Origin of the sequence: Micromonospora sp. NBC_01655 (assembly GCF_026339755.1) — a bacterium.
Taxonomy (GTDB): Bacteria; Actinomycetota; Actinomycetes; order Mycobacteriales; family Micromonosporaceae; genus Micromonospora.
Genome location: NZ_JAPEQF010000001.1, coordinates 6,034,455 through 6,046,899, shown reverse-complemented (window position 1 = coordinate 6,046,899; position 12,445 = coordinate 6,034,455). Strand labels below are relative to the sequence as shown.

Here is a 12,445-nt window from a genome sequence, read left to right as displayed (position 1 = left end):
GGGAGGAGGGGAGATGGCGATCCACGTGGCCCGCCGGGGGCGAGGCGTCCGGGGCAACGAGAAAGTCGCCGGGTGGCTCTTCGTCGCCCCGGTGATCGTGATCCTCGGGCTGTTCCTGCTGCTGCCGATCCTGATGGCGCTCTGGGTGAGCCTCACCGACTGGAACGGCCAGGGCAGCCCGTTCACCGCGAAGGTGCCGTTCGTCGGCGCCGACAACTACACCAGGCTGTTCACCGAGGAGGGGCTGGCCCGCCGGGACTTCATGACCAGCATCCGCAACAACGCCTACTACGTGGCGATCGTGGTGCCGACCCAGACGGTGCTCGCCCTCGGGCTCGCCCTGGTCGTCAACAACCGGATGCTGCGCGGCAGGGGGTTCTTCCGGACCGCGTTCTACTTCCCCTCGGTGACCAGCTCCGTGGCGATCAGCGTGGTGTTCCTGTTCCTGTTCGCCAACTCCGGCGCGGTCAACGCCCTGCTCGGCATGGTCGGCGTCGAGGGGCCCCAGTGGTTCGCCGACTCCCGGGGCGTGCTGCACCTGCTGCTCGGCGCGGTCGGGGTGGACTCGCCGCCCGCCGCGCTCGCCGCCGGCGGCCCGTTGGGGCTGAGCTGGTGGGAGTGGCTGTCGGGGCCGAGCGTCGCGATGATCTCGATCATCTCGCTTGTCGTGTGGACCACCTCGGGCACGTTCATGCTGATGTTCCTCGCCGCGCTCCAGAACGTCCCGTCGGCCCTCGACGAGGCCAGCACCCTCGACGGGGCGAGCCGGTGGCAGCGCCTGCGGCACGTCACCCTGCCGATGATCAAGCCGACCATGTTCCTCGTGCTCACCCTCGGCCTGATCGGTTCCTGGCAGGTCTTCGACCAGGTGTACGTGATGAGCCAGGGCGAGCCGGCCAAGACCACGCTCACCCCGGCGTACCTGTCGTACCGGACCGCGTTCCGGGACTTCGACTACGGCTCCGGCGCGGCGATCTCGTTCGTGCTGTTCCTGATCATCATCGGGCTGACCCTGCTCCAGCGCCGGCTGATGGCCGACCGGGAGCCGGACGCGCCCCGGCGCGGCCGGTGGTGGCGTCGGCGCGTACCGGAAGGGGGTTGAGATGGCCGTGCTGACCGACCGGCCGGCGCCGGCCGCCGCGCCCGCCCGGCCGCGCCGCGACCGTGCGCCCCGCGCCCTGGCCAGCCGCCTCGCCGGGTACGCGGTCCTGGTCTTCTTCGCGCTGGTGTTCCTCTACCCGTTCGTCATCCAGATCGGCAACTCGCTCAAGACCGAGCCGGACGCGGCGGCGAACCCGCTGTCGCCGGTCCCCGACCCGCTCACCCTGGCCGGCTTCGAGCGGATCTTCGCCGGCACCAGCTTCCCGCTCTGGCTCGGCAACTCGCTGCTGGTCACCGTGCTGGTCACCCTCGGCCGGGTGTTCTTCGACTCGCTCGCCGGGTACGCGCTGGCCCGGCTGCGCTTCCGGGGCCGGTCCGGGCTGTTCGCCGCGATCATCGCGGTGCTGGCGGTGCCCGGCGTGGTGCTGCTGATCCCGAAGTTCCTGGTGCTCAACCAGCTCGGCATGTACGACAGCTACGCCGGGCTGGTGGTGCCCCTGCTCGCCGACGCGGCCGGCGTGTTCATCATGAAGCAGTTCTTCGAGTCGATCCCGGTGAGCGTGGAGGAGGCGGCCCGGATCGACGGGGCCGGCGTCTTCCGGACCTTCTGGTCGGTGGTGCTGCCGATGGCGAAGCCGGCGCTGATCACGCTGACCATCCTGTCGTTCCAGGGCTCCTGGAACGAGTTCCCGCACAGCCTGGTCTCTGTGCAGGACCCGGGCCTTTTCACTCTGCCACGCGGGCTGGCCGACCTGGTCAGCGGCTCGCTGGGCAAGGGCACCCAGTACCCGCTGAAGCTCGGCGCGGCGCTGCTGGCCACCATCCCGGTGGCGGTGCTCTTCGTAATCTTCCAGCGGTACTTCGTCCGGGACGCCAACGACGGCGCGGACAAGGGCTGACCCGTCCGCCCGGCTCCTCCGGCTCGTCCGGCGGGCCGGGGCGGCAGGCCCGCGGAGGTCGGCCGGTCAGCCGTCGGCGGGGCGCTCGACGGGCACCGCGACGTGCAGCCGGAGCTGGTTGACCAGCATGTCGTCCACGTCGAGGGCCCGGGCCGCCCCGTCGGGCTCCCAGCCGGCGGCGGTGAGGAACTTCCGGGTCGCCGCGTCGGCGTCGAACGCCCATGCCAGCGCCCGGGCGAAGCCGTCCTCCCGCCACAGGTCGACGCTCGCGGCGAGCAGCCGGCTGCCGTGCCCGCGTCGGCCCCAGCGCGGCTCGACCAGCAGGTCCGTCACCGCCACCACGTCCGGGCCGAGCGCCTCGGCCGGCTCGTTCGGGGCGAGGGACTCGGCGTCGGCCGGACCCGAGGCGACGAAGCCCACCAGATACGATTGCTCGGCCTGTTCGACGGCGACCAGCACCCGGTGCGCGCCCGAGGGCGGCTCCTGCACCGCCGTGCTCCACCGCCGGGCGAGGTACGCCTCGTCCAGGTTGTCGAGCACGTGCCGGGGCAGGATCCGGCGATAGGCGACCCGCCAGGTCGCGAGCTGGATGCGTGCGATCTCGCCGGCGTCTTCTGGACGCGCCGGGCGGACGTACCCGAGAGCCATGGGACGTGAGCCTACGCAGGGCGAGGGAGGCGACGGTGGCGCAGGGTGCCAAACGGACGACCGGGCAGGTCGTCGGCGTCTGCTGCCTCGCCGTCGCGGTGGCCGCCTTCCTGTCGGTGGCGGCCGTGCGGCACGGCTTCTTCGACCTCAAGGTCTACTACGGCGCGCTGAACTTCTGGGTGCACGACGGCGGGGAGATCTACGACTTCCTCAAGCCCGGCACCCAGTACGGCTTCACCTACCCGCCGTTCGCCGCCCTCGCGATGCTGCCGATGGCGGTGCTGCCCTGGACGGCGGCGATCGTGGTGAGCGTGGCCGCGTCCGTGGTGGTCAGCGCCGTGCTGATCTGGTGGCTGGTCGACCCGATCGCCCGCCGGGCCGGCTGGACCCGCTGGTACGCCCTCGCCGTGGCGCTCCTGCTGGCCGCCGCGTTCGAGCCGATGCGCGAGACGGTCAACTTCGGCCAGGTCAACATGCTGCTGCTGTTCCTGGTCGCGGTGGACCTGCTGCGGCTGCTGCCGGCCGGCAACCGGTGGGCCGGGGTGGGCATCGGCCTGGCCACCGCGATCAAGCTGACACCGGGGATCTTCATCGTCTACCTGCTGGTCACCGGGCGCTGGCGGGCCGCGCTGACCGCCGTCGGCGCCGCCGCCGGGGCCACGCTGGCCGCCGCCGCGCTGTTCCCCGACGCGTCCCGGGAGTTCTGGACCTCGGCGCTGTGGAACACCGGCCGGGTCGGCGAGCTGGCGTTCGTGTCCAACCAGTCGCTGCGCGGCGTGGTGGCCCGGCTGAACCCCGAGCACCCCAGCAGCCTGGCCTGGGCGGCGCTGGTGCTGGCCACCCTCGCGGTCTGGGCGTGGCGGTCCCGGGCCGCCGCCGCGGTCGGCGACGAGGCCACCGGCCTGGCGCTGACCGGCGCGGTGATGTGCCTGGTCAGCCCCGTCACCTGGGTGCACCACCTGGTCTGGCTGCTGCCGGGGCTGATCCTGCTGGTCGACAACGGCATGGCGGCCCCCGCCCGCAGCCGTCGGCGCGGCGTCCTGCTGGCCGCCGCCGCGCTCGGGTACGGCCTCCTGATCAGCCGGATCGTCTGGGCCTGGGAGAAGGACTTCACCGGGGTCGGGGGCTTCCTCGGCAGCAACACCTACGTCTGGATCAGCCTGGCCCTGCTGCTGTTCCTGCCGGTCCGCCGGTGGGCCGTACCCGGGGCGGCCGGGGTCTGGTCGGCCGGGGGGCCGCCGCCGGCCGGGTCAGTCGTCGAGGCGCCCGGCGTAGCGCAGCTCGACCAGGCCGAGCGGGGGCGCTCCGCCGGCCAGCGGCACGCGGTAGGTCGCCCGCTCGCCGTCCGGTGACAGTCCGGCCCGCTCGTAGAAGCGGCGGGCCCGCCGGTTGTCCCGGAGCACCCAGAGCCGGTACGCGCGCCAGCCTCGCCCGGCCAGCCGCTCCTTCGCCGCCGCCAGCAGCCGCCCGCTCGTCCCGTCCCCCCAGTACGCCTTCTCGACGTACATGGTCAGCACCTCGCCGAGGGTCTGGTCCAGGTCGGCCCGGTCCTGGTTGTTCCGGTACGGCCCGAACGTGGTGAACCCCACGACCGTCCCGTCCCGCTCGGCCAGCAGGGTGGTGAACGGGTGCTCCGGGTCGGCCGTGCCGGTGTCCCGGCGGCGCTGCGCCCAGGCGGCCACGTTGAGCCGGTCCAGCACCTCGTCCGGCATGAACCCGGCGTAGCCGTCCTGCCAGCCGTGCACGTGCACCCGGGCGACCGCCTCGGCGTCGTCCGGCTCCTCGGGGCGGATGATCAGCATGCGTCCGTTCTATGCCCCCGTGGGCGCGTCGTCCAGCGAGCCGCACCGGTGTCGTACACCTGGATTAGGGTGCCCACGATGGCCGCACCGGAATCGCTCTCGCTCGCCCAGGCCCGGCGGGTGGCACTGGCAGCCCAGGGCTTCGCCGACCCGGCACCCGCAGGGGCGCCCACCCGTCGACACCTGCGCCGGGTGCTCGACCGGGTCGGTCTGATCCAGATGGACTCGGTCAACGTCCTGCAACGCGCGCACTACCTGCCGCTCTACAGCCGGCTCGGGCCGTATTCGACGGCGCTGCTCGACGCGGCGGCCTACCGCCGCCCCAGGGAACTGTTCGAATACTGGGGGCACGAGGCGTCGCTGGTCCCGGTCGGGCTGCACCCGGTGCTGCGCTGGCGGATGGCCCGGGCGCACGACGACGCCTGGGGCGGGATGCGCCGCATCGCCCGGGAACAGCCGGGCCTGGTCGCCTGGGTCCGCGACGAGGTGGCCGCCCGGGGGCCGCTGACCGCCGCCGAGATCGAGCACGACGCCCCCCGGGAGACCGGCAACTGGGGGTGGAACTGGTCGGCCGTGAAGAAGGCCCTGGAGTTCCTGTTCTGGGCCGGCGAGGTGGCCGCCGCCGACCGCACCACCTCCTTCGCCCGCCGCTACGACCTGGCGGAGCGGGTGCTGCCCCCGGCCGTGCTGGCCGCGCCCACCCCGACCGACGCGGAGGCGTACCGGGCGCTGGTCGGGGTCGCCGCCCGGGCGCTGGGGGTGGCCGCCGAGCCGGAGCTGCGCGACTACTTCCGCCTCCCGGCGGCCGGGGCCCGGCAGGCGATCGCCGAGCTGGCCGAGGCCGGCGAGCTGACCCCGGTGACGGTGCGCGGCTGGCGGCAGCCGGCCTGGCTGCACGCCGCCGCCCGGCTGCCCCGCTGGGCGCGGGGCGCCACCCTGGTCAGCCCGTTCGACCCGCTGGTCTGGGAGCGGGGGCGCACCGAGCGGCTGTTCGACCTCAGCTACCGCATCGAGATCTACGTGCCGGCCCCGCAGCGGGTGTACGGCTACTACGTGCTGCCCTTCCTCCAGGGCGAGCGGTTCACCGCCCGGGTCGACCTGAAGGCCGACCGGAAGGCGGGCGTGCTGCTGGTCCCAGCCGCCTGGGTGGAGCCGGGCGCCGACCCGGGGGAGACGGCGCTCGCCCTGGCCGCCGAGCTGTACCGGCTGGCCGGCTGGCTCGGGCTGGACGCGGTCGCCCCGCCCGCCGCCGGTGACCTCGCCGTCCCGCTGGCCGCCGCGCTGAGAAGCGTGTCCGGTGTACCGTGAGCGGCGTGACGAGCGTTGACAGCCCGGCCGGTACGCCGCCGGGCGAGTGGCCGCCGGGGGCCTACCCGATGGCCGAGCCGGACCGATTCACCCGCTTCGTCATGCGGGTCTACGCCCGTTCGCCGCGCTGGGCGGTGCCGCTGGCCGCGCTCGGCTGCGTCGGCCTCGGCATGACGTACGCGCTGCTCAGCGACCCGACCCGGGCCGCGCCGGACGCCGCCCCGAGCTGCCTGTTGAAGCTCACCACCGGGCTGGACTGCCCGGGCTGCGGCGGCACCCGCGCGCTCTGGTACGTGCTGCACGGCGACCTGCCGGCCGCCGCCCGGCACCACTTCCTCTTCGTCTTCGCGCTGCCCTTCCTGACGTACCTCTTCGTGGCCTGGGCCGGGAAGCAGGCGTTCGGCTGGCGGCTGCCGGAACCACAGGTCAGCTCGAAGCTGATCGGCGGGTTCCTGGCCCTCTGGCTGGTCTTCTCGGTCGCCCGCAACCTCCCCTGGGCCCCCTTCACCTCGATCTACGTCTGACGCCCGCCGGCCCGCCGGCCCGCCGTCCGGCCGGCCCCGGGCCGGTCGGGTGGGGCCGGGGTACTGTTCTGCCGGCCCTTTGGAGCTGAGTCGTTCGCGTCGTCACCGGTCCCGGTGGCCCATGATGACGCGAACGACTCAGCTCCAAAGGACTGGCACCCCCGTACCGCCCGCCCCCGCCCGCTTCCCCGGCGGCGCAGAGGGGTGACCGATGTTGCACCGGGCGAGCCTGGCTTGGGCGCACCGGCGGGCGGCCACTACAGTCCCAGGAATGCCGGAGATGGTGCAGCCCCAGGTCAAGCTGATCGCGTGGACCCAGTTCCAGCCCCCGGACGACGTGCCGTGGTCGACCGACGCCGACGGCGGCCAGGCGCTCGCCGAGTTCGCCGGCCGGGCCTGCTACCAGAGCTGGAAGAAGCCGAACCCGGCCACCGCCACCAACGCCGGCTACCTGGCGCACATCCTGGAGGTCGGGCACCTGTCGGTGCTGGAGCACGGCTCGGTGAGCTTCTACTTCACCGGGGTGTCCCGCTCCTTCACCCACGAGCTGATCCGGCACCGGCACTTCTCGTACTCCCAGCTCTCCCAGCGGTACGTCCCGGAGCGCGACGCCGCCATGGTCGAGCCCCGCGCGATCGCCGAGGACCCGGAGCTGCACAAGCGGTTCGTCGAGGCCGCCGAGGCCAGCGTGCGGGCGTACACGGAGCTGCTGGAGGGCCTCGAACAGCGGTTCGCCGACGAGCCCAACCCGACGCTGCGCCGCAAGCAGGCCCGGCAGGCGGCCCGCGCGGTGCTGCCCAACGCCACCGAGACCCGGATCGTGGTCACCGGCAACTACCGGGCCTGGCGGCACTTCATCGCGATGCGGGCCACCGAGCAGGCCGACGTGGAGATCCGGGAGCTGGCGGTGGAGTGCCTGCGTCAGCTCCAGGGGGTCGCCCCGAACATCTTCGCCGACTTCGTCGTCACCACCCTGCCCGACGGCACGCAGGTGGCGGCCAGCCCGCACGGCGAGTGAGTCCTGAACCCTTCCCCGCCGACGCTCCGGTGGTCGTCCGCTAGGTTGTGAGCATGACGCACGACCACCCTGTTGCCACCGAGCGGGCGGTGTCCCGCCCGTTCGGCCGACTGCTCACGGCCATGGTGACCCCGTTCACCGCCGACGGCTCCCTCGACCTCGACGGCGCAGTACGGCTCGCGAACCACCTCGTCGACGAGCAGGGCAACGACGCGCTCGTGCTCAACGGCACCACCGGCGAATCGCCCACCACCACCGACGCGGAGAAGGAATGCCTGATCCGGGCTGTGGTGGAGGCGATCGGCGACCGGGCCAGGGTGGTCGCCGGGGTCGGCACCAACGACACCCGGCACACCATCGAGCTGGCCGCGGCGGCCGAGAAGGCCGGCGCGCACGGCCTGCTCGTGGTGACCCCGTACTACAACAAGCCGCCGCAGAGCGGGCTGGTCCGGCACTTCACCGCGGTCGCGGACGCCACCGGACTGCCGATCATGCTCTACGACATCCCGCACCGCGCCGGGGTGCCGATCGCCACCGAGACCCTCGTGCGCCTCGCCGAGCACGGCCGCATCGTCGCGGTCAAGGACGCCAAGGGCGACCTCACCGCCACCTCGTGGGTGACCAGCCGCACCGAACTGGCGTACTACAGCGGCGAGGACTCGCTCACCCTGCCCGCCCTGGCGGTCGGCTGCGCCGGCGTGGTCGGCACCTCGACCCACTTCACCGGTGCGCAGACCCTGCGGATGATCGAGGCGTACGACGCGGGCGACACCGGCACCGCGTTGGCGCTGCACCGGCGGCTGCTGCCCCTGTTCACCGGCATCTTCCGTACCCAGGGCACCATCCTGGTCAAGGCGGGACTGGCGGCCAAGGGCCTGCCGGCCGGCCCGGTACGACCCCCGCTGGTGGACGCCACCGAGGACGAGATCGCCCAGCTGCGCACGGACTGCGCGGCGGCGGGTCTGGAGCTCCCCTGATGAACGAACGACACGACGGACGCCGAGTGACGGCGTCGCAGAATGAGGTGGACGCGTGACCGAGGCGCACAACGAGGGGGAACTGCCCCCGCCGCTGCCGGAGGGCGGCCTGCGGATCATCCCGCTCGGCGGGCTCGGCGCCATCGGTCGGAACATGACCGTCTTCGAGTACGACGGCAAGCTGCTGATCGTCGACTGCGGGGTACTCTTCCCCGACGTCGAGCAGCCCGGCGTGGACCTGATCCTGCCCGACTTCGGGCCGATCCTGGACCGGCTCGCCGACGTGCAGGCGATCGTGCTCACCCACGGCCACGAGGACCACATCGGCGCGGTGCCGTACCTGCTGGCCCACAAGCCGGACATTCCGCTCGTCGGCTCCCAGTTCACCCTCGCCCTGGTCGAGGCGAAGCTGGCCGAGCGGCGGATCCAGCCGTACACGCTGACCGTGCGGGAGGGCGGCCGGGAACGGCTCGGCCCGTTCGAGTGCGAGTTCTTCGCCGTCAACCACTCGATTCCGGACGCCCTGGCGGTGGCCATCCGCACCCCGGCGGGCCTGGTGCTGCACACCGGCGACTTCAAGATGGACCAGCTCCCGCTGGACGGCCGGATCACCGACCTGGCCGGCTTCGCCCGGCTCGGCGCCGAGGGCGTCGACCTGCTGCTGTCGGACTCCACCAACGCGGAGATCCCCGGCTTCGTCACCCCGGAGCGGGAGATCGGGCCGGTGCTCGACTCGATCTTCGCCAAGGCGAAGGGGCGGATCATCGTCGCCTCGTTCGCCTCGCACGTGCACCGGGTGCAGCAGGTCTTCGACTCGGCCGTCGAACACGGCCGCAAGGTCGCGCTGATCGGCCGCTCGATGGTCCGCAACATGGGCATCGCCCGGGACCTCGGCCTGCTCAACATCCCGGCCGGCCTCGTGGTCGGCATCGAGGAGGCGACCACGCTGCCGCCCGAGCAGATCGTGCTGATGTCCACCGGCTCGCAGGGCGAGCCGATGAGCGCGCTGGGCCGGATGGCCAGCGGCGACCACCGGCACATCACGATCGCCCCCGGCGACACGGTGGTGCTGGCGTCCTCGCTGGTGCCGGGCAACGAGACCTCGGTGTACCGGGTGATCAACCGGCTGGCCCGCGCCGGCGCGGTGGTGGTGCACAAGGACGTGGCGAAGGTGCACGTCTCCGGCCACGCCCCCGCCGGCGAGCTGCTCTACCTGCTCAACGTGGTCCGCCCGAGCAACCTGATGCCGGTGCACGGCGAGTGGCGGCACCTGCGGGCGCACGCCCGGCTGGGCATCGAGTCCGGGGTCGCCCCGGACCGGGTGGTGCTCTGCGAGGACGGCGACGTGGTCGACCTGGTCGAGGGCCGCGCCAGCCTGGTCGGCCACGTCAAGAGCCGGTACGTCTACGTCGACGGCCTGGCCGTCGGCGACGTCAGCGAGTCGCTGCTCACCGAGCGGCGGATCCTCGGCGACGGCGGCTTCATCGCCACCACCGTGGTGGTCGACTCGGTCACCGGCAAGGTGGTCGGCGGCCCGACCCTCTCGGCGAAGGGCTTCTCCGAGGACCCGGAGGCGTTCAACCCGGTGGTCCCGCTGGTCACCGAGGCGCTGAACCGGGCCGCGGCGGACGGCATCACCGACCCGCACCAGCTCCAGCAGATCGTCCGGCGCACCGTCGGGCGCTGGGTCAACGACAAGTACCGGCGCCGGCCGATGATCGTCCCGACGGTCGTCGAGGTCTGACGGCCCGTACCGCGTCGCCCGACGCCGGTCCGCCCCTCGGGGCGGGCCGGCGTCGGCCTGTGCGGGCTGCCGGGTTCCGGTCCCGGTCAGGGCAGCGCGGCGACTGCCTCCGCGTACGCGACGCCGGTGGTGACCGCCGCGGTGACCAGCACGTCGAGCTGCGCCGGCGCCACCCCGTGGGCCAGGTCGGTGGTCACGTCACCGGCCAGCACCAGCTCCCCGCCGTCGTCGTGCGCGTACGCCTTGGGCAGCAGCCGGTCGTGGTTCCAGGCGTTGCAGAACGCGTACGCCTCGGCGCGCCGGTCCGTTGGCAGTCGCCGGGTGGCCAGCACCCGCACGTGCAGGATCTCGCCCCGCTCCCCGGCCTGCCGGAACTCGATCACCGCCGGATCCCACCGCCCGACCACCGTTCCGCCGCCCCGCACCGTCCAGGCGTCCCCGCGCCGGTCCAGGGCCGCCGTGACCATGGCGACGGTCAGCGCCCCCGGCTCGTCCTCGGCCAGCCCGTCGGATCCCCCGTCCGTGCCGCCGCGCTCCATGTCCCCGCCGTCCACCTCCTCGGCGGGCAGCGGGACCGGGGCGGCGACCGGCCGTTCGGCCAGCCGGGCGGCGATCCGGCCGGACTGGTGACCCGTGCCGTTGCGGGCGTCGAAGCTGCCGGCGAGCCCGGTCGCCAGCTCGGCCAGCAGCCCGCCGAGCCGGGCCACATCGACATCGACATCGACATCGACGTCCGCCCGGCCGACGGCCCCGGCGGCGGGCATCCGCCGGTCGCCCCGCCCCGCCTCGGTGGCGAGGGCGCACAGCAGCGCCCCGGCCGCGGCGAACTCCATCGCCGCCATGTCGTCGGCCGGGTGGCCCAGCCTGGGCAACTGCTCGGCGAGGATGTCCAGACCCCGGTCCAGGTGCCCGCCCAGCGCGCAGAACCGCAGGTGCGCGGCGAGGTACGGGAAGGCCGCCCGCTCCCGCCGGTGCCGCCGGTACGCCTCGACGTGCGCCTGGGCGGCTCGCTCCGGCTCACCGGCGCGCAGCAGCGGCAGCAGCGCCCCGGCCAGCGCCCGCTCGGGCTGGTCGGTGCAGTACACCGAGTACACCGAGCCAGGCCCGTCCGTCGGCCCGCTGGTCCCGCCCGGCCCGGTGCCCTGGTCGGGCGGCCGGTCGCCGAGGAGCGGGCGCAGCTCGGCCAGCGCCGCCGCCCAGTCGCCCCAGCCGGCCAGCAGGTCGGCGCGGCGGGACGGGGCACAGCCCGGACAGCCGGCGGCCGGGTCGGCCGGGGCGGTGCGCCAGCGGTCGTACCAGCGGCGGGCCGCCGGCTCGTCGCCGAGGTGGTCGGCGAGCCGGCAGCGCAGCTCGGCCACCAGGTCGCCCGGGGCGTCGTCCGCGTCGCCCGACCCGCCGGGGGAGCGGGCGAGCTCGTCCAGCGCGGCCCGGGCCTGGTCCAGCCCGACCCGGGGGGTGGTGAACACCGCCTCCACCGCGAAGCGCTGGTAGCGGCGCAGCTCGGCACCCCGCTCGTCGGTCAGCTCGGGCACCCGGTCGAGGAGCTCCCGGCAGCGGCGGACCGGTTCGAAGAGCCGCCACCGCTCACCCTGCCGCAGGTACGCGTCGATCAGCGCGAACCGGGCGTCCAGGCCGGTGCGGAGGTCACCGGACGCCTCGGCCGCGGAGGCGATCCGTTCCAGCTCGGCGACGCGCGGCTCGGAGTCGGGCAGGTCCCGCGCGGCGGCCAGCGCCTCGGCCGGGCCCCGGTCGCCGCGCCCCGGATCCCGGGACCGGCCCGCCGGTCGGCCCTCCCAGCGGCCCCCGAGCCGGCCGTCCCACGGGCGCGGCTGCCCGGCTGCCCTGGTCATGGCCGTGCCCCGCCCGTGAGCTGCCCGACGGCGGCGGCGAGCTGGCAACCGGTCGAGATGCCGCAGTCGAGGAGCTGGTCGAGCTGGTGCGGGGTCACCCCACGTTCCAGGTCGGTGATCACCTCGCCGCAGACCAGCGCGCGCCCGTCGTCGTCCACGTGCACGAAGGCCTTCGGCCAGTACCGGTCGTGGTTCCAGGAGTTGCAGAAGGCGTGCAGCGTCGGCACGTACTCGATGGGGAAGGTCGGCGTGGCGACGGTGCGCACCTGGAGGATCTCGCCGGCGGCGCCCATTCGCAGGAACCAGATGAGGCTGTCGTCCCAGCGGCCGAGCAGCCGGCCCTGCGGGTCCACCGAGACCGCGTACCCCCTGGTGCGCAGCACGGCGGCGATCAGCTCGCCGGTCAACGGGCGCAGCGCCCGGCCGGGCCCGGCCAGGGGGCCGTCCGGACCGTCCTCGATCTCCGGCGACGCCATCGGGCATCCCTTCTGAGGCGAATAACACAACAGGCGGCTCCGTTCGCGCTGCGACGCGCGGACACGACCCGGAAAAGCGGCGATCCGCCGGGTCCCGC

12 protein-coding genes are annotated in these 12,445 nt (G+C 73.9%); 8 read left to right on the top strand and 4 right to left on the bottom strand.

From position 1 onward, the window contains the following. The first annotated feature begins 13 nt into the window (after positions 1–13). Both OOK41_RS26585 and OOK41_RS26580 read left to right on the top strand, forming a co-directional pair. Positions 14–1,102, top strand: a complete 1,089-nt coding sequence (locus OOK41_RS26585) for a carbohydrate ABC transporter permease (protein WP_266267111.1) — start codon at positions 14–16, stop codon at positions 1,100–1,102. Between the two features lies 1 nt (position 1,103). Next, entirely contained in the window at positions 1,104–2,000 is an 897-nt protein-coding gene (locus OOK41_RS26580) for a carbohydrate ABC transporter permease (protein ID WP_266267110.1), read from the top strand. Positions 2,001–2,066: 66 nt separating this feature from the next. On the opposite strand, the gene OOK41_RS26575 is transcribed toward OOK41_RS26580, so the two are convergent. After that, complete coding sequence (locus OOK41_RS26575; protein ID WP_117666486.1) at positions 2,067–2,648, bottom strand: GNAT family N-acetyltransferase; 582 nt, start codon at positions 2,646–2,648, stop codon at positions 2,067–2,069. A 35-nt stretch (positions 2,649–2,683) separates the two neighbouring features. On the opposite strand from OOK41_RS26575, the gene OOK41_RS26570 reads away from it, so the two are divergent. Then, positions 2,684–4,000 (top strand): glycosyltransferase 87 family protein, encoded by a 1,317-nt coding sequence (locus tag OOK41_RS26570; protein WP_266267109.1) that lies wholly within the window; start codon positions 2,684–2,686, stop codon positions 3,998–4,000. Here OOK41_RS26570 and OOK41_RS26565 read toward each other — a convergent pair. After that, positions 3,899–4,450: a GNAT family N-acetyltransferase gene (locus OOK41_RS26565; RefSeq protein ID WP_117666490.1), complete on the bottom strand. Its 552-nt coding sequence runs from the start codon at positions 4,448–4,450 to the stop codon at positions 3,899–3,901. The genes OOK41_RS26570 and OOK41_RS26565 overlap by 102 nt on opposite strands. Before the next feature lie 78 nt (positions 4,451–4,528). Here OOK41_RS26565 and OOK41_RS26560 point away from each other — a divergent pair, with 78 nt between their 5' ends. From OOK41_RS26560 to OOK41_RS26540, 5 genes are all read left to right on the top strand, one after another. Continuing rightward, positions 4,529–5,758, top strand: coding sequence for a winged helix-turn-helix domain-containing protein (locus tag OOK41_RS26560; protein WP_266267108.1), 1,230 nt, complete (start codon positions 4,529–4,531; stop codon positions 5,756–5,758). Between the two features lie 5 nt (positions 5,759–5,763). After that, on the top strand, positions 5,764–6,282 hold the full coding sequence (locus OOK41_RS26555; protein WP_266267107.1) for a DUF2752 domain-containing protein: 519 nt from the start codon (positions 5,764–5,766) through the stop codon (positions 6,280–6,282). A 280-nt stretch (positions 6,283–6,562) separates the two neighbouring features. Beyond that, on the top strand, positions 6,563–7,300 hold the full coding sequence (thyX, locus tag OOK41_RS26550) for an FAD-dependent thymidylate synthase (protein ID WP_266268003.1): 738 nt from the start codon (positions 6,563–6,565) through the stop codon (positions 7,298–7,300). Between the two features lie 53 nt (positions 7,301–7,353). Further along, positions 7,354–8,277: a 4-hydroxy-tetrahydrodipicolinate synthase gene (gene dapA, locus OOK41_RS26545; protein ID WP_117666497.1), complete on the top strand. Its 924-nt coding sequence runs from the start codon at positions 7,354–7,356 to the stop codon at positions 8,275–8,277. A 55-nt stretch (positions 8,278–8,332) separates the two neighbouring features. Further along, positions 8,333–10,021 (top strand): ribonuclease J, encoded by a 1,689-nt coding sequence (locus OOK41_RS26540; protein ID WP_266267106.1) that lies wholly within the window; start codon positions 8,333–8,335, stop codon positions 10,019–10,021. A gap of 86 nt (positions 10,022–10,107) precedes the next feature. Here OOK41_RS26540 and OOK41_RS26535 read toward each other — a convergent pair whose 3' ends face one another. Beyond that, positions 10,108–11,871 carry a YbjN domain-containing protein gene (locus OOK41_RS26535; protein WP_266267105.1) on the bottom strand — a complete coding sequence of 588 codons (1,764 nt, stop codon included), beginning with the start codon at positions 11,869–11,871 and terminating at the stop codon, positions 10,108–10,110. Beyond that, the gene (locus tag OOK41_RS26530) at positions 11,868–12,347 is read right to left on the bottom strand and encodes a YbjN domain-containing protein (protein ID WP_266267104.1); all 480 of its coding nucleotides are present in this window, start codon (positions 12,345–12,347) and stop codon (positions 11,868–11,870) included. The genes OOK41_RS26535 and OOK41_RS26530 overlap by 4 nt, the downstream gene beginning before the upstream one ends. Positions 12,348–12,445: the final 98 nt, after the last annotated feature.

What these genes read in the sequence shown, in the direction of transcription:
- OOK41_RS26535 (WP_266267105.1), bottom strand. Translation starts at nt 11,871, where the DNA reads ATGACCAGGGCAGCCGGGCAGCCGCGCCCGTGGGACGGCCGGCTCGGG.
- OOK41_RS26585 (WP_266267111.1), top strand. Translation starts at nt 14, where the DNA reads ATGGCGATCCACGTGGCCCGCCGGGGGCGAGGCGTCCGGGGCAACGAG.
- dapA (WP_117666497.1), top strand. Translation starts at nt 7,354, where the DNA reads ATGACGCACGACCACCCTGTTGCCACCGAGCGGGCGGTGTCCCGCCCG.
- OOK41_RS26580 (WP_266267110.1), top strand. Translation starts at nt 1,104, where the DNA reads ATGGCCGTGCTGACCGACCGGCCGGCGCCGGCCGCCGCGCCCGCCCGG.
- OOK41_RS26565 (WP_117666490.1), bottom strand. Translation starts at nt 4,450, where the DNA reads ATGCTGATCATCCGCCCCGAGGAGCCGGACGACGCCGAGGCGGTCGCC.
- thyX (WP_266268003.1), top strand. Translation starts at nt 6,563, where the DNA reads ATGGTGCAGCCCCAGGTCAAGCTGATCGCGTGGACCCAGTTCCAGCCC.
- OOK41_RS26530 (WP_266267104.1), bottom strand. Translation starts at nt 12,347, where the DNA reads ATGGCGTCGCCGGAGATCGAGGACGGTCCGGACGGCCCCCTGGCCGGG.
- OOK41_RS26575 (WP_117666486.1), bottom strand. Translation starts at nt 2,648, where the DNA reads ATGGCTCTCGGGTACGTCCGCCCGGCGCGTCCAGAAGACGCCGGCGAG.
- OOK41_RS26560 (WP_266267108.1), top strand. Translation starts at nt 4,529, where the DNA reads ATGGCCGCACCGGAATCGCTCTCGCTCGCCCAGGCCCGGCGGGTGGCA.